Source organism: Oryzomicrobium terrae, from assembly GCF_008274805.1.
In the GTDB taxonomy this organism is placed as follows: Bacteria; Pseudomonadota; Gammaproteobacteria; order Burkholderiales; family Rhodocyclaceae; genus Oryzomicrobium; species Oryzomicrobium terrae.
On the sequence record NZ_CP022579.1, the window covers coordinates 1,990,733 to 2,016,037 of the forward strand.

The following is a 25,305-nucleotide window of genomic DNA, read 5'->3' on the forward strand; positions in this document are numbered from 1 at the left end:
ATGCACATGGTTTCCATCCCCCCATCCACGCTGCGCGCCCCGCCGCCGCTAGCCCGTTCCACCGCCTGAACTGCTGCCCGCCCTCGCTTTCGTTTCTGCCATGACCGACGCCCCCAACCCCGCTGCTGTCCCACCCCCCGCCCCGCGCCGGCGCCTGCGCCGCATGGCCCTGGCCGTCGCGGGCGCCCTGGCGGGCCTGGGGGCCGGCGGCGCCTGGCTGGTGGGCAGCGAATCGGGCCTGCAGGCCACCCTCGCCCTGGCCCGGGGCCTGAGCGGCGGCGCCCTCCTGGCCGAAGGCGCCCGGGGCCGGCTGTGGGACGAGCTGTCCATCGCCCGGCTGGCCATCGACACCGGACCGGCGGGGCCACGCATCGTGGTGACGGATGCCGGCCTACGCTGGAATCCGGCGGCCCTGGTGCATGGCCGGCTCGACATCGCCCGGCTCGCGGCCGCCCAGGTCGAGGTGGCGACCCGGCCCAGCGACGAGCCCCTGACGCCCCCCACCGACCTGCGCCTGCCCCTGGCGGCCCACATCGGCGAACTGCGCATCGAGCAACTGGTACTGCGCAGCCTGGAGGCGCCCGCCAACGCCACCAACGCCACCAGCCCCAAGACTCCCGCGCCGCCTGCAACGTCCGCCACCGCCGACCCGGTCGCGGATGCTGAGCCCGGCGCCCCCGGCCCGGAAACCCTGCGCCTCTCGGCCCTGGCCGCCCGGCTCGACAGCGACGGCCGCCACCACCGCCTGATCGGGCTGGCCGCCACCTGGGAGATGGTCCGCCTGAGCGGCGAGGCCACCTTGGACGGGGGAGCCCTCGACAGCCCCGACGCCCTGCGCCTCCAAGCCCGGGCCACGGGTAGCGCCGACGGCCGCGCATTCCAGGTCGACGCCCAGGCCGTCGGCCCCCTGGCCGCCCTGAATGTCACCGCCCGCGCCCAGGCCAGCCCCGCCGGGGAAGGCCAGAGCGCTGGTGCCACGCCACCGGCGCCGACTACCGCCAACAACCCTCAGTCTGCCCAGGCCGCCCCCCCCTCCACCACCGCCGGCCGCACTACCCGCCCCGGCAAGGGCAGCGCCCCTCCGCCCCTGCACGGCACCCTCACCGCCACCCTGGCGCCCTTCGCCCCCTGGCCCGTCCCCGCGGCCCAGGCCCAGGTCAGCGGCCTGGACCCGGCCGCCTGGGCAGCCGCGGCGCCCCAGGCCAGCCTCGACCTGGACCTGCGCATCCATCAGGAGCACGGTGCTCCCCGAGCCACCCTCACCGCCCGCAACGCCCGGCCCGGCCCCCTCGACCAGGGACGTCTGCCCCTGGCCGGCCTGACCCTGGAGGTCCGCCCCGCCGCCAGCGCTCCGGCCCAGCCTGTGCCAGGCGATGCCCCCGGCCAAACGGAACGGCCTAGCGCACCGCCCAGCACGCCGACGCGCCACACCCAGCCGGGCGCTGCCCCGGCCCTGCCGCCCTTGCAACTGGCCCTCATGGCCACCCTGGCGGCGGACGGCCGCAACGCTGCCGGCCGCCTCCAGGGCCAGGGCTCTCTGCGCGACGGCCGTCTTGCCGCCACCCTGGCTCTGGCCGGGGTGGATGCCCACGCCTTGCATCGCCAGGTCCAGCCCAGCGCCATCGACGGCACCCTGACGCTGAGCGCCGACACCACCCGGCAGCGCCTCCAGGCCGCCCTGGAAAACCGCATCGCCCCGCGCATGCGCCTCGCCGCCGACCTGACCCGGGAAGGCCCGCGCCTGACCCTGCACCAGGCCCGCCTGAGCGAGGCCGGCCCAGGCGGCACCAGCGCTACCGGCGCCATCCTGGAGGCCAGTGGCCACCTGGCCCTGGGCAACACCACCGCCTTCCAGCTCGACGGCACGGCCCGCAACCTGGACCTGGCCCGCTTCATCAAGGCCCCCCCCACCCGCCTGTCCGCCACCCTCAAGGCCAGCGGCCAACTGGGCAGCGGCCCCGGATTGCCGCGCCTGGACCTGGCCTACCGCCTCACCGACAGCCGCATCAACGGCCAGCCTGCCTCCGGCGACGGCCGCCTGGCGATCGCCGGCCAGCGCCTGGCCGACGCCGACCTGCGCCTGGCCGTGGGTGACAACACTCTCCAGGCAACGGGCCGTTTTGGCGCCCCAGCCGACCGGCTGCGCTTCACCCTGGCCGCGCCGCGCCTCGATCCGGTCGCCGGCGCCTTCGGCCTGAGCGGCAGCCTCGACGCCCAGGGCGAACTGGCCGGCACCCTGGCCGACCCGGGCGGCCGCATTGCCCTGGCCACGCCCCGCCTGGGCCTGCCCGGCGGACTGACGGTGAGCGGCCTCGACGCCCGTCTCGCCCTGGGCAGCGGCGCCGACGGGGAAGCCAGCGCCCGCGTCCTGCTCAAGCGCCTCGGCCAGGGCGGCGGACGGGACCCGGCAGCAGGCGCCCTGGTGCGCGACGCCGACCTCCAGGTGGCCGGCAGCAAACGCCGCCAGGACTGGACCTTTCACAGCACACTGCCCGGAGATCAAGGACTGGCGCGGACCTTGGCCCTATCCCTGAGCGGCGGCCTGGTCGCTCCGGACAAGCAGGCGCCCGCCGGCCCGCGCTGGATCGGCCGCCTCACCGCCCTTGATCTGGGGGGCGACCTGCCCGTGCGTCTGAGTGCCCCCGCCAGCCTGGACCTGGCGCCAACCCGGATCGCCATCGCCGACGCCCGCTTCCAGGGCGGCGCCCCCTCCGCCGCCAGCAATGCCCGTAACCCCACCACGGCCGGCAGCGCTGCCGGAGTCCCCTGGCGCCTCCTCCTCAACCGCCTGGAATGGCAGGCCGCCGCCCCCACCCAGGGCCGGGCCGCCCCCGCGCTGCGCCTCTCCAGCAGCGGCGAATTGCACGATCTGCCGGCCCGTCTGCTGCTGCCCACGGCGGCCCGGGCCTCGACCTTGACCCTGGGCGGACGCTGGTCCCTGGACCTGGGCGAGAGCGCCAACGGCCAGCTGGAGCTGGGCCGGGAACAGGGCGACCTGCTCCTCGGCGAGGGCGGCGGCACGCCCCAACCCCTGGGCCTCTCCGCCCTGGCTTTGCGCGGCCGGCTCGACCAGGGCCGGCTCTCCCTCGCCCTGGACGGCCGGGGCGCCCGCCTCGGCAACCTGACCGGCCAGCTCACGGCCCAGCTGCTGCGCGCCGCGCCGGTGACGAACAACCCGGGCACTTCGGACGCCCCACCGACCCTGCTCGGCTGGACCCTGGCCCGCCAGGCGCCCCTCGCCGGCGAAGCCCGCCTCGACGTGCCCGACCTGGCCTGGCTCGGCCCCCTGGCCTATCCGGGCCTGGCCACCGGCGGCACACTCGCCGCCCGGGTGCAACTCGCCGGCAACGCCGCTGCGCCCCAACTCAACGGCGAAGCCCGGGGGGAGAAGCTGGCCGTGCGCCTGGCCGACCTGGGGCTCAACCTGGGCAACGGCACCCTGGACACCCGCCTGGCCGATGGCCACCTGCGCCTGGCCCGCCTGCATTTCGATTCCCTCCCCGGCGAAACACCCCGGGACGTGCGCCTCAAGGAATTGTTCGACACCCGCCCCGGGGCGGTGGATGTGAGCGGCGACCTGGACCTCAAGGCCGGCACCTCGTCCCTCGACTGGTCCCTGGAGCGCTTTACCCCGCTGCAACGGCGCAACCGCTGGTTGATGGCCTCGGGCCGGGGTCAGGTGCGCATCGCCGAGCAAAAGCTGGAGGTCGGCGGCGAGATCAAGGCCGACGGCGCCTTTCTCGGCCTGCCCGACCTGGGGGCGCCGAGCCTGCCCGACGACGTGGTGATCAAGGGCCAGGCAGCACCACCGGAAGCCCGTCTGCGCATCACCCGCCTCGACCTGGGCCTCAACCTGGGCCCCCGCTTCTTCTTCAAGGGCGCCGGGCTGGAAAGCCGGCTCGCCGGGGAACTGCGCCTCACCACCCGGGACGACGGCACCCTGCGCGCCAACGGCACCATCCGCACCGCCGACGGCATCTTCGACGCCTACGGCACCCGGCTGGCCATCGAGCGCGGCATCGTCAGCTTCCAGGGGCCGCCGGCCCGGCCCAGCCTCAACATCCGCGCCCTGCGCCGGGGCCTGCCGGTGGAAGCCGGGGTGGACGTGACCGGCACGGTGGACCGGCCGGTGGTCAAGCTGGTGTCCGTGCCCGAGGTACCGGAGGCTGAGAAGCTTTCCTGGATGGTGCTGGGCAAGGGGCCGGGCGAAGCCGGCGGCGCCGATCCGTCGTTGCTGCTGTCCGCCGCCTCGGCCCTGTTCGGTAGCGAGGACAGCACCACCAAGCGCCTCCAGGAAACCTTCGGCATCGACGAAATCTCCTTCCGCTCCGGCGCCCTGGACGGCAGCGGCGGCCCCACCGCCACCAGCCGGGTGGCTGGCGGCCAGGGCTTTTCCGGCGGCGCGGCCAGCGCCAGCGGCAACCAGGTGCTGACCGTGGGCAAGCGCATTTCGGCCAACGCCACCCTGGCCTACGAGCAGTCGGTCTCCACCGTGGCCGCCCAGGCCGGCAGCGTCATCCGCCTCACCGTGGACCTGACCCGGCGCCTCTCGGTGGTGGCCCGGGCCGGCACCGATAACGCCCTGGACCTGCTCTACACCTTCAGCTTCGGTCGCAGCAGCAAGGCCCAGGCCCGTCAGGATGCCCGCGCCGCCCGGGAGGCCGGGGCCGATCAGGACAATCTGTCCACGCCTGCCAATCCGGGCAACGGCAGAGGTGCCAGCACCAAGCCAGCGTCCACGCCTAGCGCCCCCTGAAAACACCGAACCCACCGAACACGCTGGAAAAACACTTCATGCACTACTTGTACCTGGCCCTGGCCATCGTCAGCGAGGTCATCGCCACCTCCCTGATGCCCCTCACCCAGGGCTTCACCCGCCTCTGGCCGTCCCTGGCGGTGGCCGTGGGCTACGGAGTGGCCTTCTACTGCCTGTCCCTGACCCTCAAAATCCTGCCCATCGGCGTGATCTACGCCATCTGGTCCGGCGCCGGCATCGCCCTGATCGCCGTGGTCGGCACCGTGTTCTTCAAGCAGTCCCTGGACACCCCGGCCCTGATCGGCATCGGCCTGATCGTCGCCGGGGTGCTGGTACTCAACCTGTTTTCCAAGACCCTGCCGCACTGAGGTCACCCCACCCGGTCGGGGCGCGCATTCACAGCGTGGTGCCCGCACCGGGCCACAGCCCTGCGCCCTTCCTAGCGCAAACGCTCCGCCACAGCGGGGTCCAGAGAGCGCAGGAAAGCATCCACCCGGGCCGTGTAGTCCCCCGGCGTGCCCAACTCCTCGTTGATCTGCTTGTGGCTCTTGGCCTGCTCCGCCACCTCGGCCCGCACCCCGAGGGTCTGGGCGTGGCGGGCGAAGTCGTGGGCCTGGGCGCAGGGCTGATCCGGGCGGGTGCTGGAGCAGACCAGCAGCAGGGGGGGCGCGCCGGCGGCCAGGGCAGTGATCGGCGAGGTGGCCTGCCAGTAGGCCGGGTCGGTGCCGAACGCCGGGTCGTAGAAGCGGTAATGGCGCGCGGTCATGATCCGTTCCACGTCGAGGACGGCGCTGTCCAGGGCCACGGTGCCGAGCCAGGGTTTGGCCCCGAAGCGTGCCGCCCGCTGCGGCGCGGCGCCGAGCAGGGCCGCCAGGTGAGCGCCGGCGGAGTGGCCCATCAGCACCACCTTGGCCGGATCGCCGCCCCAGCCGGCGGCCTGGGCCTGCACCGCCGCCAGGGCCCGGGCCACGTCCTCGGCCTGGGTGCGGGGGTCAGCCTGGGGCAGCAGGCGGTAATTGACCGAGACGAAGATGAAGCCCCTCGGCACCCAGTGGGCCACCTTGTTCTCCACCACGCCCCGGGCGCCCTTGTCGCCGAGCCGCCAGGCGCCGCCATGGACCATCACCAGCACCGGCGCGCCTTCGCCCCGGGCGGGACGATAGACGTCGAAGCGCTGGCGCGGGTCGGCGCCGTAGGCCACGTCGGCGAGGCGGTGCACGCCCGCCGGCAGGGTGGCCTGCCCGGTTCCGGCACCGCCCTCTTCCACCTCCAGGGCTTCCCGAGGGGCCGCCGTGTCGCCGGCGTCCCGGCGTTCCATGGCGGCCGCCCGGCGGGCTTCGAGCCGGTCGCGCAGGGGGCCGGCAGCACTGGGCAGGGCCGACAAGGCCAGGGCCGCCCCCAGCAGGGCGGAGACAAGCGGCAGGGCATCGCGGGGTGCGGGGCGCGCCTCCGGACGACGCAACACCTTCGACAAGGCGTGGATCGACGGCATGGCAATCCTTAGGTCATAGGATGACGGGATAGTGCCGAGGGCGCCGCGCCCTGACAAGCCACGGATGGGTTGCCAAAAAAAAAAACGCCCCTGAACGGGGCGCAAGGGGGTAACCGGGTGTAACCGGATAGCGGGGCAACGCACTCACCGGACGGGTAGGCAGCCGGGCAGCCGGGATTAGGCGGGATCGGACGGCGTCGCGACGTAGCGCCTAGCGTTGGCACTTTGCGTGCCGCCATCCGGCACCCCGGCCAAGCCGGCCCGGGTGGCGCAGCCCTGGGCGGGACACCCGCCCTCAGGCCGCCGCCCGGGCCTGGGCCCCTTCCTCCGTCCAGCGGGCCAGCAGTTCGGCGCGACGGGCCTCGTAGGCGGCCATGGCAGCGGCCTTGACCGGGCCGAAGCCGCGCACCTCGTCGGCCAGGCTTGCCAGTTCCACCGCCAGGCCGTGGCGCGCCGGGGTCAGGCCGGCGGCCAGGGCCGTGACCATGGCGGCGTAGTCCTCGGCCAGGCGCCGCTCGGCCCGGCGCTCGGCGCTGTAGCCGAAGGGGTCGAAGGCGGTGCCGCGCAGACGGCGCAGGCGGGCCAGCCAGCCCATGGCGGTGAGCATCCAGGGGCCGAACTTGTGCTTGCGGGGCCGGCCGGTGGCTGGATCGTGGCGGGCGAAGAGCGGCGGGGCGAGCCACAGGGACACCTTGTCGGCCTGGGCGAACTGGCACGTCAGGGCGGCCTTGAAGGCCGGATCGGCGTAGAGCCGGGCCACTTCGTACTCATCCTTGTAGGCCATCAGCCGGTAGGCGCCCTGGGCCACGGCCCGGGTCAGCGCCTCCTGGCCGGGGGCGTGGCGCGCCTCGGCGGCCCGCACCCGGGCCACCAGGGCCTGGTAGCGGGCGGCATAGGCGGCGTCCTGGTAGGCAGCCAGATCCTCGGTGCGGCGGGCGATCAGGGCGTCCAGATCGACGGGCAGCGGATCGGCCGAACCCGCGCCTTCCGCGATGCGCGCCAGCCATTCGGGGGCGGCGGCGGCGATGCGCCCCCAGGCGAAGGCCCGCTTGTTGAGGGCCACGGCGGCGCCGTTGCGCTCGATGGCGCCCTCGATGGCCGCCCGGCTGAGGGGCACCAGGCCCCGCTGCCAGGCGTAGCCGAGCATCAGGGTATGGGCGGTGACCGTGTCGCCGAACAGGCGCTGGGCCAGGGTGCCGGCGTTCACCGTGTGGAAGCGGGCCGGGTCGCAACGGCGGCGCACCCGCTCGGCCATCAGGTCGATGGGCAGGCGGGCGTCGCGCTGGGCCACCACGTCGGCGGTGGGGGTACCGTCCAGGTTGAGCACTGCCCCGGTACGCCCGGCGCTCAGGCGCTCAAGCGAATCGGCGGCGGCGGACACCACCAGGTCGGCCCCGAGCAGCAGGTCGGCGGCGGCCGGGCCGATGCGGGCAGCGTGGATGTCCCGGGGCGCCGGGGCGATGCGCACCTGGCTGACCACGGCGCCGTTCTTTTGCGCCAGGCCGGTGAAGTCGAGCACCGAGGCGCCGCGCCCGTCGAGGAAGGCCGCCGCGCCGAGCATGGCGCCCATGGTCAGCACGCCGGAACCGCCGATGCCGGTGACGTAGATGTTGAACGGCTCATCGGCGCCCAGGGCAGGCACGCCGGGCTCGCCCAGACCGGCCAACGCCTGGGCCTCGATGGCCTGGAGGCGGGCGTCGTCGGGCTTGCGCAGGGCCACGCCCTCGATCTCGACGAAGCTCGGGCAAAAGCCCTTGGTGCAGGAGAAATCCTTGTTGCAGGCGCTCTGGTTGATCTGGCGCTTGCGCCCGAAAGCGGTTTCCAGGGGTTCCACGGCGATGCAGTTGGACTGCACCGAGCAGTCGCCGCAGCCCTCGCACACCCGGGGGTTGATGAACAGGCGGCGGTCCGGGTCGGGGAAGTCGCCGCGCTTGCGCCGGCGGCGCTTTTCCGCGGCGCAGGTCTGCTCGTAGACGATGGCGCTCACCCCGGCCACCTGGCGCAGCTCCCGCTGCACCGCGTCGAGGGATTCGCGGCCGTGGACGCTGACGCCCGGGGCCAGGTCGGCGCGGCCGGTCCAGCGGGCCGGGTCGTCGGACACCAGGGCGATGCGCCCCACCCCCTCGGCGTGGAGTTGGCGGGTGATGCGCGCCGGGTCGATGCCCCCCTCGGCGGGCTGGCCGCCGGTCATGGCCACCGCGTCGTTGTAGAGGATCTTGTAGGTGATGTTGGTGCCGGCCGCCACGGCGGCGCGGATCGCCAGCAGGCCCGAGTGCTGGTAGGTGCCGTCCCCCAGGTTCTGGAAGATGTGGCCGGTGGCCGAGAAGGGCGCGGCGCCGATCCACTGGGCGCCCTCCCCGCCCATCTGGCTGAAGGTGCGGGTCTTGAGTTCGGGCTGGGACAGGGCCATCACGTGGCAGCCGATGCCGCCGCCGGCAATGGACCCGTCCGGCGTCTTGGTCGAGGTGTTGTGCGGGCAGCCGGAGCAGAAGTACGGGCGGCGGGCCGGCACCGGGGCCAACACCGCATCCTGGGCCACCTGCTGCAAGGGCACCACCGCACCGATCAGGGACGGAGGCGCCACCCGGGCCTCCCAAGCGGCCAGGCGCTCGGCCAGCAGCGGCCCCAGGCCGGCCAGGGCCGCGGCGCGGCGCGCCAGGGCCCGGGCCACCTGCAGCGGGGTGAATTCGGACACCTCGGCGAGCAGGGCCGCGCCCCGGTCGTCCTGCTTGCCGGTGACCCGGGGCCGGCGACCGTCGGGCTGGTGGTAGAGGGCCTCCTTGATCTGGGCCTCGACGATGGCGCGCTTTTCCTCGATCACCAGCAGCTCTTCGTGCCCCTCGGCGAAGGCCAGCAGGCCGGCGGTTTCCAGGGGCCAGCTCATGGCCACCTTGTAGACCGAGACGCCCAGGGCGGCCAGGTCGGCGGGGGTGAGGCCCAGGTCGGCCACCGCCTGCATCAGGTCCTGATGGGCCTTGCCGACGGTGACGATGCCCAGGCGGCGCGCCGGGGCGGCCACCACGGTCCGGTCCAGGCCGTTGGCCCGGGCCCAGGCCCGGGCGGCGGGCAGGCGCTCTTCGATCAGGCGGCGCTCCAGCTCGGCGCGCTGGGCCGGCCAGGCCAGGGCCGGGTCCCAGTTGAGGCCGTGGGCGGGCACGGCGAAATCGGTCGGCGTGACGAACGCCGGCAGCGGGCCCAGATCCACGGTAGCGGCGGTCTCGATCACCTCGGCGATGGTCTTCAACCCCACCCACAGGCCGCAGTAGCGCGACAGGGCGATGCCGGCCAGGCCCAGGGAAATCACCTCGGCCACGCTGGCCGGCTGCAGCACCGGGATCGACGCCGACTGGAAGATGCCGTCGGTCTGGTGCGGGTACATGGACGACTGGGCCGCGTGGTCGTCGCCGGAAATGGCCAGCACGCCGCCCAGTGGCGAGGTACCGAGCATGTTGGCGGTGCGGAACACGTCGCCGGTGCGGTCCACCCCGGGGCCCTTGCCGTACCACAGGCCGAATACCCCATCGACGGTGGTGGGGCCGTAGGCCCGGTGCATCTGGGCGCCCCACAGGGCGGTGGCGGCCAGGTCCTCGTTGAGGCCGGGCTGAAAGGTGATGTCGTGGGCGGCGAGCTGGCGCGAGGCCTTCCACAGCTGCTGGTCGTAGGCCCCCAGGGGCGAGCCCCGGTAGCCCGAGATCAGCCCTGCCGTGTTCAGCCCCCGGGCCCGGTCGAGCTGGCGTTGCAGCATGGGTAGGCGCACCAGGGCCTGGATGCCGGTGAGGAACTGGCGTTCAGAGCCGGCGGGGGCGTCCAGGGTGGCGGGAGCACTGCCCGGGATGTGGGAAGGGTTGGGGGTGCGGAAGGGCTGGTCGTTCGCGCTCACGGGGTGTCTCCACGACTGTCAGTGTTGTTGTGGAGAGGAATTATGGTTTTCCCCCGTTAGCATTTGCGACCAAAACAGACTTCATCAAACACAAGTTTTAGGCTGTTTGAACTACCATATTCGTATCACTAGTTATTTTTGCCCAAACCGGCACCAAACACCGCCATGAACGACCTCGACCGCACCGACCTCAAGATCCTCCGCGAACTGGCCCAGGACGGCCGGCTGGGCTGGCGCGAGTTGGCCGAGCGCATCAACTTGACCCTCACCCCCACCCTGCGCCGGGTGCGCCGACTGGAGGAGGAAGGCTACATCCAGGGCTACGCCGCCCGCCTGGACGAAGGCCGCCTGGCCGGACGCATGATCGCCTTCGTCTCGGTGACCCTGGCCAGCCAGGCCGAGGACGTGATCAGCCGCTTCGAGGAACAGATCGCCCTGGCCCCCGAGGTGATGAGCTGCTTTCTCATGACCGGCGACGCCGACTACAGCCTGCGGGTGGTGGTGCGCGACCTGGACGACTACCACCAGTTCCTCACCCGCACCCTGACCCGCATCCCCGGCGTGGCCCACATCAAGTCGAGCTTCGCCCTCAAGTCGATCCTGCAACGCAACGCGCCGCCGCTCTAGGCGGGGGCGCATCACGACAATCACTACGATCACTACGGTCGGCGTGGTCCGGCGGCGGTCAACAATGAAAAAGGGGGCACACGGCCCCCTGGCGATCCCGGCAATAGAGACGCAAGCACACCCCTCCGGCAACCGAGTACGCCGGCCCTGCCGAAGCTTGTCCGGCCGCTATCGGGTGCGCTGCCGGCGTCCGTTCCCTTTCGATCTATTCGAGCCGGAAGCCGATCTTCACCCGCACCTGGAAGTGCCCCACCTTGCCGTCCTGGATGTGGCCGCGGGTTTCCACCACCTCGAACCAGTCCAGGTGGCGCAGGGTTTTCGCCGCCTCGGCGATGGCGTTGCGGATGGCTTCGTCGCTGCTGTTGGGGGACGAGCCGACGATTTCGAGGATCTTGTAGGTATGGGCGGTCATGGCGGGTGCTCCTCCGGCGGATGAAAGGGGTCGCCGGCGCTGCCTTCGGGCCCGTACCGCTGCCCCTGGGCCGCCCGCGACCCTTTCAGCATAGGCGCCGCCCGGGGGCATGCAACCCGGGCCGAGGCGCGGGATATTCCAGCCGCCCTACGGTGCGGCCGAGGCCGAATTCCTCCCGATTACGCCGTTTTTTGCCCGGAAGCGCCCTGCTCCGCCAGACGCGGCCCAGGGCAGGCATTGCCTTGCCGGCACCCCACGACCAGGCGCCACGACAAGAGCCTGCAACGACGCCTTATGCCTTAAGGGGCTCTGCCCCTTACGAGGCTTTGTGCCCCCGGCCCACCGCCGCCGCCCGTTTGCTGGCGGCCCAGCCGAGCAGCGACAAGAGCAGCAACCCGCCGCCGATGAGCAGGATGCCGGTCACTTCCAGAACCTTGAACTCCTCGCCCAGGGTGAGCCGGGACGACAGGATCGCCACCACCGGGGTGCCCAGCACCGAGAGGCTGGCCTCCCAGGCCGGCACCCGGTCCAGGATGTAGCTCCACAGCCACCAGCACATGCCGGTGCTGACCACCGAAATGAAGGCGAGCAGGCCGATGAAATGGGGCGCCCATTCCGTGGGCCGTTCCGGCACCAGGGTGGCCAGGATGAGCAGGGGGATCGCCCCCAGAGCCATCTGCCAGGCGGTGAGGGTGAACAGATCCACCGGCACCCGGGAGCGCAGGCGCTTGATCAGGATCGACCCGGTGGCCCAGCACAGGGCCGCCATCACGCCGAGGAACTTGCTGAACAGACTGGTGTGCATATCCCAGGGCTCGATGATCAGGATCAGCCCGGTGAGGGTGGACGCCGCCGCCAGCCACTGGCCGCCGCGTACCCGCTCGCCCAGAATCAGCCAGGCCATCAGCAGGGTCCAGATCGGCATGGTGAAGATCAGCACCGCCGTCTTGCCTGGCCCGCCCTCCACCAGCGCCCAGGTCTGAAAGACCATGAAGCCGGCCACCTGGGTCAAGGCGATGGCGATGGTGGCCCGGGGCGCCTGGAGCTTCATCGGCTTGCCCAGCAGCTTGAGCACCACGAACAGGGCGATGGCCCCACCGACGCAGCGCTCGGCGGCAAAGGCGAAGGGCGGCGCATAGGCCAGGCTCTGCTTGGAGAGCACCCAGGTGTAGCCCCAGATCAGGGACAGGGTCGCCAGGGCCAGGGTGGGCAGCCAGCGGCGCAGGAAGGAAGGCAAGGTCATGACATTTCATCCGGAAGGCGCGGCGGGGGTAAAAGCCGCGCCACGCCCGCCCGCCGCGCCGCCCCGGGTAGGGCCGCCGCAACGGAGCGGGCAACACAGAAAAACCACCGGGGGACGACGCCCGGTGCGCTACTCACTACGGAGTGATGCAGACCCCAGGGCGCGGGGCGCACGCCCCGGCGGTGGAAAAAACCAGCGTGGTAAAGCCAATGCGGGAAAGCGTTGCGGGTGGCCGTCAGGCGGGATCGGAACCGCAGCCCCTCCGAACGGCCGGCATCAGCCCCGTTTTCCACGGGATTGCCCTCCCCTCCAGCCCCCCTCCAGCCCCCCTCTGCCACCTCCCAATCGCAACGGACAGGGGCGAGGGAAAGAACCGGTTACAGCAAAGAAGGGAAGGACGGCAAACGCCGGACGCCGCGCCTAGAGCAGTTCCAGCACCCGCTCCGGCGGTCGGCCGATCACGGCGCAGCCGTTATGCACGAAGATGGGCCGCTCGATCAGGCGCGGGTGGGCCGCCAGAGCGGCGATCAACTGTTGCCGGGACAGGGACGGATCGGCCAGGTTCAACTCGGCGTACTCGGCCTCGCCGGTGCGCATCAGGCCACGGGGATCGGCCAGGCCCAGTTGGCTGAGCAGGGCCTCGATCTCGGCGGCGCTGGGCGGGGTGTCCAGGTAGGCCACCACCTGAAGCGCGATGCCCTTCTCCTGGAGCAATTCCAGGGCGCCCCGGGACTTGGAGCAGCGGGGGTTGTGGTAGAGAACCGAGGAAGCGGAAGGTGCGGAGGTAGTCATGGGCCGGGAGTATACCTCTGGCTCTCCCCGGCGCCGGGCCCGTTCCGTCCAAGGCCAACAACGCCTCGGCTCGCCGGAACGCCAGGGCCGATGCTCGCCGAATAGCCTGCTGGCGGCGGCCATGCCATCGTCAACCGCGATGGCAGTTTTCAACCCCCTCTAACCTCCGCGCCAGTCCTAGCGTTTGGCAGGGGTCAAAACCAGGCATCGCGGTTGACGATGGCTGCGATGGCTGGATGGATCGCGGTTGCCAGACTAGAACGGTAGGAGGATTCGCAGCGGGCGGTCCACGCAGACCGATGGAGAGCGCAATGGGCAATGCACAGGCGGCGCCAGAAACGAAAGGGGTCACGGTGGAACTGCTGGCCACAGTGGATCTGGGCCCCGAGATCGAAGGCATGGCCGGGTGGCAGCTGCGGATGCGCCGGGTGAGCATCGCGCCCGGGGGCGTGTTCGGGCCGGTGCACAACCATAAGGACAGGCCGGGCACCGTCTTCATCCTGCACGGGACGATCACCGACCACCGGAATGGCATCGCCACGGACTACGGCCCGGGAGTGGGTTGGCCCGAGGACCGCAACACCACCCACTGGCTGGAGAACCGGGGCACGGTCGCGGCGGTGGAGATTTCGGTCGATCTCATCCGGCAGGCGTGAGCCCAGGCCCGGGGCCGGGCTGGGCCGAGCGCGGTCAGGCCCGGCCCGGCGCGGGGCATCACCGCAAACGCCACACCGGCCGCCCCGCCCTGCCCCAGTTCGCCCGCCGTAATGCTCGTGGCCGTTTTTCGTCCCACCCCGCCGGGGCAGAAGCGTCAGCGCGCTGTCGCCTCCATCCCCTGACCGAACGCAGGCAACGCCACAGGGCGACGGCCTTCCTCTCGACACCCCACCATGCCAAACCCCGCGCCAGGCGCGGGGTTTGCGGCAATGTCCGGAAAAGCCAAGGGGAAAACGCTTGGAGAAACCAACACGCTTCCTGACCGGTTCAGCGCCCGCCAGTATCAGCCACTACCAGCCAGGCCCCACTGCTACCGACTGCGGGCCGGGCAGCCCGCCCAGGCCGATCAGTACCCCACGGTAAAACGGCGGCGGGCGTGGGCCGGGGTTTCCACCTCGTCGAGCATGGCCACGGCGTAGTCCTCCACCGAAATCTCGCTCTTGCCCTCGGCATTGGTCAGCAACTGGTCGGTGCCCAGGCGGAACTTGCCGGTGCGCTGGCCCGGGGCGATCAGGGCCGCGGGGCTGAGCATGGTCCAGTTGAGGTCCGGCTCCTGGCGCAGCAGCTTGAGCACTTCCCGGGCGCCTTCGGCGGTGCCCTTCCACTGGGCGGGGAATTCCGGCGTATCGAGCAGTTGCAGACCCGGCGCCACGTCCAGGCTGCCGGCGCCGCCGACGATGAGGAAGCGGGGCACGCCGGCCTGCTTGACCGCGGCGACGATGGATTTAACGCCGGCCACGTAATAGCCATACACATCGCTCTGGGCATGGCCGCTGAAGGCGCTGATGACCACCTGGTGGCCGGCCAGCAGGCCCGCCAAGGCGGCGGTGTCGTTCACATCCGCCTTAACGGCGGTGAGGTTGGCCTGGGGCGCCAGCTTTTCCGGGTGGCCCACCAGGGCCGTGACCTGATGGCCCCGGGCCAGGGCCTCGTTGAGCAGGTTGGAACCGATGAAGCCGGTGGCGCCGATGAGTGCGATTTTCATGGAAGTCTCTCCGTAAGGGTGGTCCGCGCCCCGGTGCGCAGGCGCCGGAGCAAAAACGTCATGGCGGCATGATGGACCGATTCATTGGCGCGATAAATCCTATAATCAACGAATCATTGTTATCAAAAACTTGACGATGCAACGAGAACTCCACGGCAACCTGGACCGCCTGCTGGTCTTTGCCGCCGTCGCCGAAACCGGCGGCTTCACCGCCGCCGCCGACCAGCTCGGCATCACCAAGGCCAACGTCAGCCTGCAAGTGAGCCGCCTCGAAGACCAGCTCGGCACCGCCCTGTTCACCCGCACCACCCGCCGGGTGCGCCTCACCGACGCCGGCCAGGCCCTCTACGAGCGCACCGCCCCGGCCCTGGACACCCTGGGCAACGCCTTTCATGGCGCCGGCAGCAGCGAGGGTGGCCTGAGCGGCACCCTGCGCCTCACCGCCCCGGTGGGCCACGCCACCCAATCGGTAGCCCCGGCCCTGGCCGAATTCGCCGCCCGCCACCCCGGTCTACAGTTCGAGCTGTATACCGGCGACCGGGTTCTCAATCTGGTGGAAGAAGGCATCGACCTGGCGATCCGCCTCGGCGAACTGCGGGACTCGTCCCTGCGCGCCATCCGCCTCGGCGGCTTCGACCAGATCGCCGTCGCCGCCCCCGACTACCTGGCCCGCAAGGGCACGCCGCAAACCCCGGACGACCTGGCCGACCACGACTGGATCGGCTTCACCCTGCTGCGCGCACCGCTGACCTGGACCTTCACCCGCCCCGGCAGCGCCCCCCGCACCGTGCGCATGAGAGCCCGCATCCGCGTCGACTCCAGCGCCGCCCTCCTCGCCCTCCTGCAACGGGGCGCCGGCATCTCGGTCCTCGACCAATTCAGCACCGCCGACGCCCTACGCGACGGCCGCCTGGTGCGGGCCCTGCCGGACTGGTCACTGCCAGCGGGCGGCGTGTACGCCGTGCTCCCGCCGGGGCCCCATGTGCCCGCGTATGTGCGGGCGTTTGTGGAGTTTTATCGGGGGTTTGTGGGGAATAAGGTGTAAGTGGCGGCTCGTCGGCCTAACCGGCCGTTGGCCGATTTCCCGGGTTCAGTCAGCAATGTGGCTGTAACCAGCCGTTCAGCTGAGATCAGTGCTGAAGGTCCGCTTTCCCAGTCAGCGAATGCGTACTCCCGATCCTAAACGGACCTCCGTCGCTCTAGCGCAACAACGGGCGTGTAAGAATTTTTGTGTAAACGGTCATTTGGCAGGAAACTGCCGCGCCCCAAGGAGCGATGATGGCCGTAGCAAAGAAAGCAGTACCCAAGGAGTTGCTGGACAGCCTGCTGGCTGAATATCGGAAACCGGAAGACCTGATTGGCGAGAACGGCTTGCTCAAGCAACTCACCAAGTTGCTGGTTGAGAAGGCGTTGGAAGCCGAGATGGCCGACCACCTCGGCCACGGCAAGAATAAGCCGGTATGGAACTCATAGCGAGTGATGGTGATTCAAGGCGGCACAGGCTTTGCGGACGGTGTCTGCGAGAACGCCCTGCAGGGGGTGCGGAGCTGCGATTTCCGGAAGAAGCATATTCACCTGGTAACCGATGGCAACGGTAAGCGGCCGCACTACTAGGTCCGGTCCGCTGAGTTCCAGTGCGGTGAACGGGTTTACGATGGCAACGCCCAGGCCCTGACGCACCATGGCGCAGATGGCCACTGCGCTCGTGGTTTCAAGCAGGGTTGCGCGATGTACTTTAGCGTCCTCGAACATCGTATCAATGGCGGTTCGATACGGGTCGCCAACCGCGAGACTGATGAAGCGCTCGCCTGTAAAGTCGCGTGGTTGCAGTCGCGCCTTGCGGCACAGGCTGTGATCACGTGGCAAAACCGCCACTTCATTGACTTTCAGTAAGGGCTGCAAGGCAACTCCAGCAGGTGCCTCTTGGGTTTCACTCAGTCCCAGGTCAAAACGCTGTTCACTCATGGCTTGCTCCAGCCAGGGCGACTCTAAGGGATGCACGCTGACTCCTAGTTCAGGATGTGCATGTAAGAGATATACCAGTGCGCGGGGTACCAAGGCATGGGCCAATGCCGGCAAACACGCAATGCGCAAGCGACCTGTCGCTTGCGTGCGCAATTCGCTGGCGCGCGCTGCGATCTGTTCCAAGCCTATAAACGAGCGTTCTACTTCTTGCATCAGCGCAAGTGCCCGCACGGTAGGTCGTAATCGGCCCCGCACCCGGTCAAAAAGGTTAAACCCCAGTAACTGCTCCAGACGACCCAGCTCGCGACTCAAAGTGGGCTGGCTTGACGCGCACGCGTCAGCTGCACGCCCCAGGTTGCCGTGCAGCATGATGGCGCGAAACATTGTCAGCTGGCGATGAGTTAAATTCATATCAATATTGAATAGCCACAGAACAAGAGTAGCATTGATTGAATTGACTATGAAGGGGATCATCCACCCATGAACCCTTTTACTCCCGCTACCATCGCTCCTTTGGCCCAGCAGTTCGGTACCCCGCTGTGGATCTATGATGCCGACACCATTACGCGCCAGATTGCCGCTCTGCGGTTGTTTGACGTAGTGCGTTTCGCTCAGAAAGCCAACTCCAATACACACATCCTTCGCCTCATGAAGCGACAGGGCGCAGTGGTGGACTCGGTGTCTTTGGGTGAAATCGAACGCGCGTTGGCTGGTGGTTTTACGCCGGGCTTGCACAACGGGCACGCAGACATCGTGTTCACGGCCGATCTGCTGGACCGCGCTACGCTTGCGCGCGTGGTGGAACTCAATATTCCCGTGAACTGCGGCTCCATGGACATGCTGGACCAATTGGGTGCGGTCAACTCAGGGCACCCGGTGTGGCTACGCATCAACCCAGGTTTCGGGCATGGCCATTCCAAGAAAACAAATACCGGTGGCGAGCATAGCAAGCATGGCATCTGGCATAGCGACCTAGTACGCGCCTGCGAAAAGATCAAGTCCAACGGCCTGGCCTTGCAGGGCCTGCACATGCACATCGGCTCGGGCGTGGACTACGCGCACTTGCAGGAAGTGTGCGGTGCCATGCTGAAGCTGGTAGAGGTAGTGAATGCGCAGGGTTTGGACCTGCACGCCATCTCCGCGGGCGGCGGTCTGTCCGTTCCCTACCAGGCCGGTGAACCCACGATTGATACGGCGCACTACTTTTCATTATGGGATGCAGCGCGCCATGCCGTGGAACGGCTGCTGGAGCACCCAGTGAAACTGGAAATAGAACCGGGCCGCTATTTAATGGCCGAGTCCGGCGTGCTGGTCACCGAGGTACGCGCCACGAAGCAACAGGGCGCCAACCATTTTGTGATGGTGGACGCCGGCTTCAGTGATCTGGCTCGCCCGGCCCTATACGGCGCCTACCACGGCATGGAGTTGATCCACTCTGATGGCACAGCGGTTAATGGCCTGCAGTTTGACACGGTGGTTGCCGGACCTCTGTGCGAGTCGGGAGATGTGTTTACGCAGGGAGACGGTGGCGTGGTGTTGCACCGCTCCTTGCCGCAGGCGCAGGTGGGAGATCTGCTGGTGTTGCACGACACCGGTGCGTATGGCGCCTCCATGTCATCGAACTACAACGCGCGCCCGCTGATTGCCGAAGTGCTGATGGAAAATGGTGAGCCCCGGCTTATTCGACGAAGGCAGACGGTGGCTGAGCTGCTCGCGCTGGAGGCGGTGTAAGGCAGCACACAAGATTTTAATTGTTCAATTGAATTGGCCCGAGTTTCGTAGAAACTGCGCTGTCAGCTCTGTGCACTACTACAGACGTTCGTGCGTGAGGGACTGAACGGCTGCAATGGCCGAATAACAGCCAGTGAGCACACTCCTACAAAGCAAAACGCCGGGTCACCCCGGCGTTTTGCTTTTCTAGCGTCCACACCTTCTATACGCCCCTCAAGCCCCCTTCTCCCCTCCCCCCACCTTGCCCACCGGCGCCACGGGCGGCGCGTATTCCGGGACCTTGTTCTTAACGGCCGGCTGGGCCATCAGGTAGGCGTAGATGGCGCGCAGGTCCTTGTCCGGCAGGGTGCCGATCGACTGCCAGGGCATGGGCGGGAGGATGGGGCGGGTGGCGCCCAGGTGCTTGCCGGTGCGCAGGGCCTTGATGAAGTCGGCCTCGCGCCAGGTGCCGATGCCGGTGGCCCGGTCCGGGGTGAGGTTGCTGGCGTAGGTGGTGCCCCAGGGACCGACGAAGGCGGTCATGGTGGCGGAGCCGCCCCAGTTCCAGGCGTTGTCGAGCTTGGGCGGAGGCGGCAGCTTGAGGTCTTCCGGGTGGCCGGAAAGGCCCCGGGCGTGGTCCTTTTCCGGCCCATTGGGGCCCATCTTGAAGGGGGTGTGGCAGTCGGCGCAGCCGCCGTAGGCGACGAGCTGGGCGCCGCGCTTGACCTGGGCGCTGCCGTTCTCGGCAAAGGCCGGGGCGTGGGCCAGGCTGGCGGCCAGGGCGGCGGCGAGCAGACGGGGGATGGCGCGTTGGGGGTTCATGATGCAGGACTCCTTGTTATGGGGCGTACAGGGTGATTCGGCCGCCCGGCGGGGACGGCAGCCAAGGCTGTGAGGGATCCAAGGCGGGCGGGGTTGGGGATCGAACGGGAGCAAACGCGGGCTGGTGCGGCCTCACCCACGGCACAGGGTCGCCGCGGCGGCGGCGATGGCCTCGGGCTGGGGCACCGTGGCCTGCTCCAGGGGAAAGCTGGCGGCCACCGGGGCATCTGGCCCGCCGAGGCGGACGATGGGGGCCTTGAGCCGCTCGAAGGCGTGTTCGGCCACCATAGCGGCGATCTCGGCGCCCACGCCGCACAGGCGGTTGGCCTCGTGCACCACCACCAGCCGGCCGGTACGGCTCACCGAGGCGAGGATGGCCGCGTTGTCCAGGGGCTTGAGGCTGCGCAGGTCGATGACCTCGGCGGCGATACCTTGGGCGGCCAGGGCGTCGGCGGCCTGGAGGCAGTGGCCCACGGTCTTGCCGTAGGAAACCAGGGTGACGTCGCGCCCGTCGCGCAGGGTGGCGGCCTGGCCCAGGGGCACCAGGTGGTCGCCCTCGGGCACCTCGCCGGGCTGGTAGAGCAGGCCGATGTCGAGAAAGCACAGCACCGGGTTGTCGTCGCGGATGGCGGCCTTGAGCAGGCCCTTGGCGTCGGCCGGGGTGGCGGGCATGACGACCTTGAGGCCGGGGCTGTGGACGAACCAGGCTTCCAGGTTGTGGTTGTGCTGGGCACCGACGCCCCAGCCGCTGCCGGTCATGACCAGGGTGACGAGGGGGAACTGGAACTGGCCGCCGGACATGTAGCGCAGCTTGCCGGCGCTGTTGACCAGCTCGTCCATGGCGTAGCAGAGGAAGGGGGCGAAGAGCAGGTCGATCACCGGGCGCAGGCCGGTGCCGGCGGCGCCCACGGCGGTGCCGGCGATGATGCCTTCGGCCAGAGGGGTGTTGCGCACGCGGCGGGGGCCGAATTCTTCCACCAGCTCGCGGCGCTTGGTGGCGATGCCTTCGCCGAAGGCGAGCACCCGGTCGTCCCGGCGCATTTCCTCGGCCAGGGCGGCGCCGACGGCATCGTATAAGGTCAGGGTGGGCATGGCGCGTCCTCAAGCGTAGACGCCCCGGGCCAGTTCGGCCGCGGTGGGAATGGGGGGGAACGGAGAGGCCTCGGCAAAGCGCCGGGCGGTGTCGATGCGGCTGGCCACCTTGTCCTCGATGGTGGCGGCCTCGGCGGCGGTCAGGCGGCCGGCGGCGATGAGCCGCTCGCGGCAGGTGGCGATGGGGTCCCGGGCGCGCCAGTACTCGCGCTCCGCCGCATCGACGTAGGCCTGGTCGTCGGGCTCCAGGTGGCCCCGGGTACGGTAGGTCCAGGTTTCCAGCAGGTAGGGCTGGCCGCTCTGGCGCACCTGAGCGGCGGCGTGGCGGGCCGCTTCCAGCACGGCGTCCACGTCGTTGCCATCCACCGTGACGGCGGGGATGCCGTAGGCGGCGGCCCAGTCCGACACCCGCTCCCGGCTCATGGCCTCGCGGCGGTGCACGTAGGCCTGCCACTGGTTGTTCTCGCACACGTAGAGCACCGGCAGATGCCACAGGGCGGCGAGGTTGAGGGATTCGTGAAAGCTGCCTTCGCAGGCCGCCCCGTCGCCGAAGAAGCAGGCGACGATGCCGGGGCGGCCGAGCATGGTCTGGGACAGGGCCACGCCCGTGGCCATGGACAGCTCGGCGCCGACGATGGTGGAGGTGAGCACCACACCCAGTTCCCGGGCCGAGATGTGCAGGGAGCCGCTGCGCCCCTGGCAGTAGCCGTCGCGGCGGCCCATGACCTCGGCCAGCAGGCGGCCCGGGTCGGCGCCCCGGGCGAGCAGGTGGCCGGCGCTGCGGTGGTTGGTGAGGATCAGGTCGTCGGCGCCGAGGGCGTTGACCACGCCGACGGCGGCGGCCTCCTGGCCGACCGAGGTGCAGGTGCCGGGGATGGAGCCGGCGGCGCTGCCGGTGACGATGGCGTCTTCGTAGGCGCGGATCAGCAGCATCTGCTCGAAGAGCTGGCGCGGATCGGGCGCGGGCGCATGGGGGGAATTGAGGGACATGACCGCTTCCGTCGGTGAATGGAGAAGCGAGTCTAGGCCGCCCAAAACCCCGGACAAGGGGGCAAAACGGGGGTTACGAAACTTTTAAGAATGGCTGAATGAAGTTTTAAGAAAGGGGGCCGCCGTGGGGGCCGGTGGCGCCTTTTGAGGGGGGTAGAGGGGGAATTTCACGGGGCTTTGGCTTTGGCTTTGGCTTTGGCTTTGGCTTTGGCTTTGGCTTTGGCTTTGGCTTTGGCGGTGGCGGTGGCGGTGGCGGTGGCCAGTGTGGTGGTAACGGGCCTACTCTCCCCCGCCTGTTTGCTGCGTTATCCGCTAGAGGCGACCAGGGTCGCCATCAGTCGGCCCCGCAGCTGGCGCTCCCTCTTACCGCCCCAGCCCTCACCGCCGCCAAATCAGCCTTCGGCAAGCTCCAGGGGCCGGGTCACGGTGAGGCAAAAGCGCCCCCGGCCGGTCTTGGCCAGCCGGATGCCGGCGTCGCGCTCGTCGAGGCGGCGCTGCAACAGCACCAGGCGCGCCTCCAGGTTGTCGCTCACCCCGGGCAGGCGGATGCGCGGATCGACGCGCAGCCCCTTGTTGGTGAAGCTGGTGCGCTGCCGGGCCACGAAGTCGCTCAGCAGCACCCACAGGATGGCGCCGGCCACGCCCTTGATGAGGTAGTCGTCGTCGAGAAAGACGCTGTCGTTGGCGGCGAAGTGGCGCACCCGCAGGGGCGGCCCCGCCAGGGCCGGGGCGCCGGCCTCGGCGGCGGGCGCGGGTTCGTCATCGGGCTGCTCCTCGGCCTGCTGGTGATGCAGGATGGCCAGCCCCAGGTGGGCGGCGAAGGCCACCAGGGCGTCCTCGTCGTCGTAGCCGAAGTGCAGGTCGGCCACGCTCTCGACGTAGAGCACGCCGAGCAGGCGCCCCAGGGCGACGATGGGCACCGCCATCTGGCTGGCCGCTTCGGGCAGCCCGGGCAGGGGGATGGCCGTTTCCAGGGCGTCGCTGGGACCGTCGGCGGCGATGCGCTCGCGCACGGTGCGGCCGTAGGCGTATTCGCTGTTCATGAAGCCGATACGGATCGGCGTGCGTTCCCGGGCGCAGATGCCGATCACCCCTTCGCCCAGGGGGATCTCGGAGCCCACCCCGGAGTGGGGGTAGCCCCGGCTGGCCAGGGTGTAGAGGCGGCTGCGCGCCTCGTCGTGCATCAGCAGCATGGCGTGGTCGATGCCGAATTCGGCCCCCAGGCAGTCGAGGGCTGTGTCCAGCAGGCATTCCAGGGTGGCGCAGCCGGCCAGCCGCTGCACGGCGCGACGCAGGGCGATCAGGTGGTTCACCGGCGGCGGCGGCGGCGCCAAGACCGGCCCCGGCAGCTGCTGGATGGCGAGGATGCGGTAGATGTCGGCCCCCAGGAGCTGAAAAACCCCGGACATGCCGGTGTGGGCGGCGATGCCCGCCAGCTTGGCCTTCATCTGCTCGAACAGGGGGCCGGCGGTCTCGGTGCGCAGGTACTGGAGGGTGAGGCGGTACTGGGCTCCGGTGAGGTGGCTGGTGACCAGCAAGCGGATGGCCGAGCCGGCCAGCACGTTCTGCCGGGTGCGGTTGAAGAACTGGTAGGAGAGCGCCAGGTGCGCGTTGTCGATGAACTGGGCCTGGGTGAGAAAGGCCAGGTTGGGCATGCCCGCCGGGTCGCAGGTGGCGATCTGGCCGGGGATGATGCCTTCCAGGCACTCGCGGATGGCGTCGATGCGCAGACTCATCGGGCCGCTCCCAGGGCTTCGCCGGCCTTCGGCCCGGGGGTCTGGGAAAAGGCCGCGCTGGGGGTATAGATCACCGTCGCCAGATCCTCGGGAACTAGGGAAAACACCGTCCGCACCACCGCCTCGGGCAGGCCGAGGGGCACCACCTCGGCGATGAAGTCGGCCACGTGGGCTTCGACCACGGCCAGATCGGCGGGATCGAAGGGCGTGACCCGGGCATCGATGCCCTTCAACTGCAGCGTGCGGTTGGTGCTGGGCAGGCTGAACACATTGGCCACCCGCCCGGTGCAGCGGATGGCGTCGAGCAATTCCGCTGCCTGGGAGGGCTTGATGAACACGGCGATCTGGCGCCCCCCATCGATAATCTTGCAGCCCAAACACCGGCTCATGACCGGCATGCCCCCGGGAGAGCAGGAGGCCAGGCTGATACTGACGCCAGATTGCAGGAAGGCGATGCTGTCGTTATCGAGCATGGATAGGCTGGTGTGAGAGTGTGCGATGGAAAGCAGGGATCAAGACAGCTGGGTTGCCGACCAAGTTGCATTCAGTCCATCATCATAAAATCAAAAATGGAGCAACTTACACATTGTTTTGCTTGCCGGTGGCCGCAAGCGGAAGAACGGTGGCATCACTCTCCTATCAAAGCCATCCACCTAAACTTAGCTACCTCCAAGGGTATGACCTCGAGAACCGGTCAGCCCAAACAGGAGCGGGTTCATCCTGCTCCGGGTCGCCAGTAAGCTCAGTATCACCGCCCCTGTACAACACCTGTTCGGTGCTCTTCTGCCGATGGACCAATCACCACCGCCCCTTCGCAGCACGATTTCATCAAGCAGCTGAAAAAATCTAAAAAACCTTGAAGTAAAACCAAAAAAACAAGGAGCTTTAATGAAAAAACAAAATTCAGAAAAACTAACATTGCTATTAATTTCAATAGCATTGACATCAAACTGCCAGGCAAACGGTGGAATAAAAACCTTTCCCAAAGATTACAAAACCGTCGAAGGCAGCGTCATTCAAATCAAAAACATGCCAGCCGTCAAAAACCAAGGCGCCCTTGGAATTTGCTATGCTTTTTCAGCGGCAACGCTTATTGACGAAGCAAACTGCTACATAAAAAAAACACCTGACTGCTCCTCCTTGAGCGACTCAAAAAAAGTTTCACCCTTGGATATTTCACGATTTAACCAAAAGCTTCCAGAAACCAAAGACTATACGGACAGATTCAATTACGAAGGCATAAAAGAAGGAGGAAGTGCAGCGCTAACCATATACAACGCCATAAGCACAAACTCCTTTGTTTCCGAAAAATGCAGCCCGTACAATCAGCTACAACCTCCACCACATCAAAAAAAACTTGCCGAAATAATAAAAACTGGACTAAAAAACATCAAGACCATAAAGCATCTTTACGAAGAAAACCAAACCATACATAAAATATGCCAACCATGCGCCGAGGCCTTAGCAGAAAAACATGCCTTTACAATAAGCGAAACAATAGCCCCACCCACATCTCTCGAAGAAATAAAAAAATCCTTCAGAGAAGCAACTTACGAAAAATTCATTGACAAGCTACTCATTCCGGAAATTTGCTGGGACTTCAAAAACCAAATCACACTCTCTGGGCAATGGAAAGTTGAGACACACCCAACTGAAAAAAGCCAAAAAAACTACACAGAAACAATAAAAAAAATAAAGGAAGTACTCAAGTCCGAACGCCCCCTTAGCATTGAATTTTGCGCAGAACACCCACTAACATCAAAAACCCCAGAAGAGTGCTCAGAAAAAGGCCACAGCGTAGTAATAAAAGGGTATAAAAAAATATGCTCGCCAAAAAACGAATGCCACGACTCAATACAAGTACACAACTCCTGGGGTGAAGCTTGGCAAATTGAAAACAACGACGGATGGGTAATTGCCAAAGAGTTACTGGAAAGAACTTTTTACGAAAAACACTCTATAGTCTGGCTAACACCAGAATAAAAACCCCAAACAGCACCTAAAAAACATCTCAAGAAATCGCCTTGCCTTCCACATCGTCACTGAGTTTCTATAAAAAAACCAAAGCAAAAATACTTAGGTCATT

General features: G+C 68.1%; 19 protein-coding genes and 1 pseudogene. 8 read left to right on the plus strand and 12 right to left on the minus strand.

The annotated features are described in order from the left end of the window. Window positions 1-100 precede the first annotated feature (100 nt). Window positions 101-4,756 carry a translocation/assembly module TamB domain-containing protein gene (locus tag OTERR_RS09100; RefSeq protein ID WP_149425556.1) on the plus strand — a complete coding sequence of 1,552 codons (4,656 nt, stop codon included), beginning with the start codon at window positions 101-103 and terminating at the stop codon, window positions 4,754-4,756. 38 nt (window positions 4,757-4,794) lie between these two features. Next, window positions 4,795-5,124: a DMT family transporter gene (locus OTERR_RS09105; RefSeq protein ID WP_149425557.1), complete on the plus strand. Its 330-nt coding sequence runs from the start codon at window positions 4,795-4,797 to the stop codon at window positions 5,122-5,124. A 71-nt stretch (window positions 5,125-5,195) separates the two neighbouring features. Here the strand turns inward: OTERR_RS09105 and OTERR_RS09110 are convergent, their stop codons facing one another. Continuing rightward, window positions 5,196-6,248: an alpha/beta hydrolase gene (locus OTERR_RS09110; RefSeq protein WP_149425558.1), complete on the minus strand. Its 1,053-nt coding sequence runs from the start codon at window positions 6,246-6,248 to the stop codon at window positions 5,196-5,198. A 295-nt stretch (window positions 6,249-6,543) separates the two neighbouring features. After that, window positions 6,544-10,128 carry an indolepyruvate ferredoxin oxidoreductase family protein gene (locus tag OTERR_RS09115; protein ID WP_223115915.1) on the minus strand — a complete coding sequence of 1,195 codons (3,585 nt, stop codon included), beginning with the start codon at window positions 10,126-10,128 and terminating at the stop codon, window positions 6,544-6,546. A 165-nt stretch (window positions 10,129-10,293) separates the two neighbouring features. On the opposite strand from OTERR_RS09115, the gene OTERR_RS09120 reads away from it, so the two are divergent. Further along, window positions 10,294-10,755, plus strand: coding sequence for an Lrp/AsnC family transcriptional regulator (locus OTERR_RS09120; protein WP_054620753.1), 462 nt, complete (start codon window positions 10,294-10,296; stop codon window positions 10,753-10,755). Window positions 10,756-10,960: 205 nt separating this feature from the next. On the opposite strand, the gene OTERR_RS09125 is transcribed toward OTERR_RS09120, so the two are convergent. The 3 genes from OTERR_RS09125 to arsC form a co-directional block, all read right to left on the minus strand. Continuing rightward, window positions 10,961-11,167, minus strand: coding sequence for a dodecin (locus OTERR_RS09125; RefSeq protein ID WP_149425559.1), 207 nt, complete (start codon window positions 11,165-11,167; stop codon window positions 10,961-10,963). Between the two features lie 316 nt (window positions 11,168-11,483). Next, complete coding sequence (locus tag OTERR_RS09130) at window positions 11,484-12,410, minus strand: DMT family transporter (RefSeq protein WP_149425560.1); 927 nt, start codon at window positions 12,408-12,410, stop codon at window positions 11,484-11,486. 420 nt (window positions 12,411-12,830) lie between these two features. After that, window positions 12,831-13,202 (minus strand): arsenate reductase (glutaredoxin), encoded by a 372-nt coding sequence (arsC, locus tag OTERR_RS09135; RefSeq protein WP_149425561.1) that lies wholly within the window; start codon window positions 13,200-13,202, stop codon window positions 12,831-12,833. A gap of 311 nt (window positions 13,203-13,513) precedes the next feature. On the opposite strand from arsC, the gene OTERR_RS09140 reads away from it, so the two are divergent. Beyond that, on the plus strand, window positions 13,514-13,858 hold the full coding sequence (locus OTERR_RS09140) for a cupin domain-containing protein (protein ID WP_149425562.1): 345 nt from the start codon (window positions 13,514-13,516) through the stop codon (window positions 13,856-13,858). Window positions 13,859-14,265: 407 nt separating this feature from the next. On the opposite strand, the gene OTERR_RS09145 is transcribed toward OTERR_RS09140, so the two are convergent. After that, window positions 14,266-14,904 carry an NAD(P)-dependent oxidoreductase gene (locus OTERR_RS09145; protein ID WP_149425563.1) on the minus strand — a complete coding sequence of 213 codons (639 nt, stop codon included), beginning with the start codon at window positions 14,902-14,904 and terminating at the stop codon, window positions 14,266-14,268. Window positions 14,905-15,040: 136 nt separating this feature from the next. Between OTERR_RS09145 and OTERR_RS09150 the strand changes: the two genes are divergently transcribed. Both OTERR_RS09150 and OTERR_RS09155 read left to right on the plus strand, forming a co-directional pair. Further along, complete coding sequence (locus tag OTERR_RS09150; RefSeq protein ID WP_149425564.1) at window positions 15,041-15,949, plus strand: LysR family transcriptional regulator; 909 nt, start codon at window positions 15,041-15,043, stop codon at window positions 15,947-15,949. A 233-nt stretch (window positions 15,950-16,182) separates the two neighbouring features. Continuing rightward, window positions 16,183-16,374 (plus strand): annotated as a pseudogene (locus OTERR_RS09155) (IS256 family transposase); the annotation flags it as partial. Here the strand turns inward: OTERR_RS09155 and OTERR_RS09160 are convergent. Then, window positions 16,372-17,343, minus strand: a complete 972-nt coding sequence (locus OTERR_RS09160) for a LysR family transcriptional regulator (protein ID WP_246154093.1) — start codon at window positions 17,341-17,343, stop codon at window positions 16,372-16,374. The pseudogene OTERR_RS09155 and the gene OTERR_RS09160 sit on opposite strands and share 3 nt — an antisense overlap. Window positions 17,344-17,349: 6 nt before the next feature. Between OTERR_RS09160 and lysA the strand changes: the two genes are divergently transcribed. Next, window positions 17,350-18,600 (plus strand): diaminopimelate decarboxylase, encoded by a 1,251-nt coding sequence (gene lysA, locus OTERR_RS09165; RefSeq protein WP_149425565.1) that lies wholly within the window; start codon window positions 17,350-17,352, stop codon window positions 18,598-18,600. Between the two features lie 213 nt (window positions 18,601-18,813). Here the strand turns inward: lysA and OTERR_RS09170 are convergent, their stop codons facing one another. The 5 genes from OTERR_RS09170 to OTERR_RS09190 form a co-directional block, all read right to left on the minus strand. After that, window positions 18,814-19,401 carry a c-type cytochrome gene (locus OTERR_RS09170; RefSeq protein WP_149425566.1) on the minus strand — a complete coding sequence of 196 codons (588 nt, stop codon included), beginning with the start codon at window positions 19,399-19,401 and terminating at the stop codon, window positions 18,814-18,816. A gap of 132 nt (window positions 19,402-19,533) precedes the next feature. Then, the gene (locus OTERR_RS09175) at window positions 19,534-20,493 is read right to left on the minus strand and encodes an alpha-ketoacid dehydrogenase subunit beta (RefSeq protein ID WP_149425567.1); all 960 of its coding nucleotides are present in this window, start codon (window positions 20,491-20,493) and stop codon (window positions 19,534-19,536) included. 9 nt (window positions 20,494-20,502) lie between these two features. Then, on the minus strand, window positions 20,503-21,483 hold the full coding sequence (locus OTERR_RS09180; RefSeq protein ID WP_149425568.1) for a thiamine pyrophosphate-dependent dehydrogenase E1 component subunit alpha: 981 nt from the start codon (window positions 21,481-21,483) through the stop codon (window positions 20,503-20,505). Between the two features lie 392 nt (window positions 21,484-21,875). Then, window positions 21,876-23,219 carry a GAF domain-containing protein gene (locus OTERR_RS09185; protein ID WP_149425569.1) on the minus strand — a complete coding sequence of 448 codons (1,344 nt, stop codon included), beginning with the start codon at window positions 23,217-23,219 and terminating at the stop codon, window positions 21,876-21,878. Next, entirely contained in the window at window positions 23,216-23,692 is a 477-nt protein-coding gene (locus OTERR_RS09190) for a hypothetical protein (protein WP_149425570.1), read from the minus strand. Before OTERR_RS09190 ends, OTERR_RS09185 begins: the two co-directional genes overlap by 4 nt. Window positions 23,693-24,107: 415 nt before the next feature. On the opposite strand from OTERR_RS09190, the gene OTERR_RS09195 reads away from it, so the two are divergent. Continuing rightward, a complete protein-coding gene (locus tag OTERR_RS09195) occupies window positions 24,108-25,202 on the plus strand; it encodes a C1 family peptidase (RefSeq protein WP_149425571.1) in 1,095 nt (364 codons plus the stop codon). Window positions 25,203-25,305 lie beyond the last annotated feature (103 nt).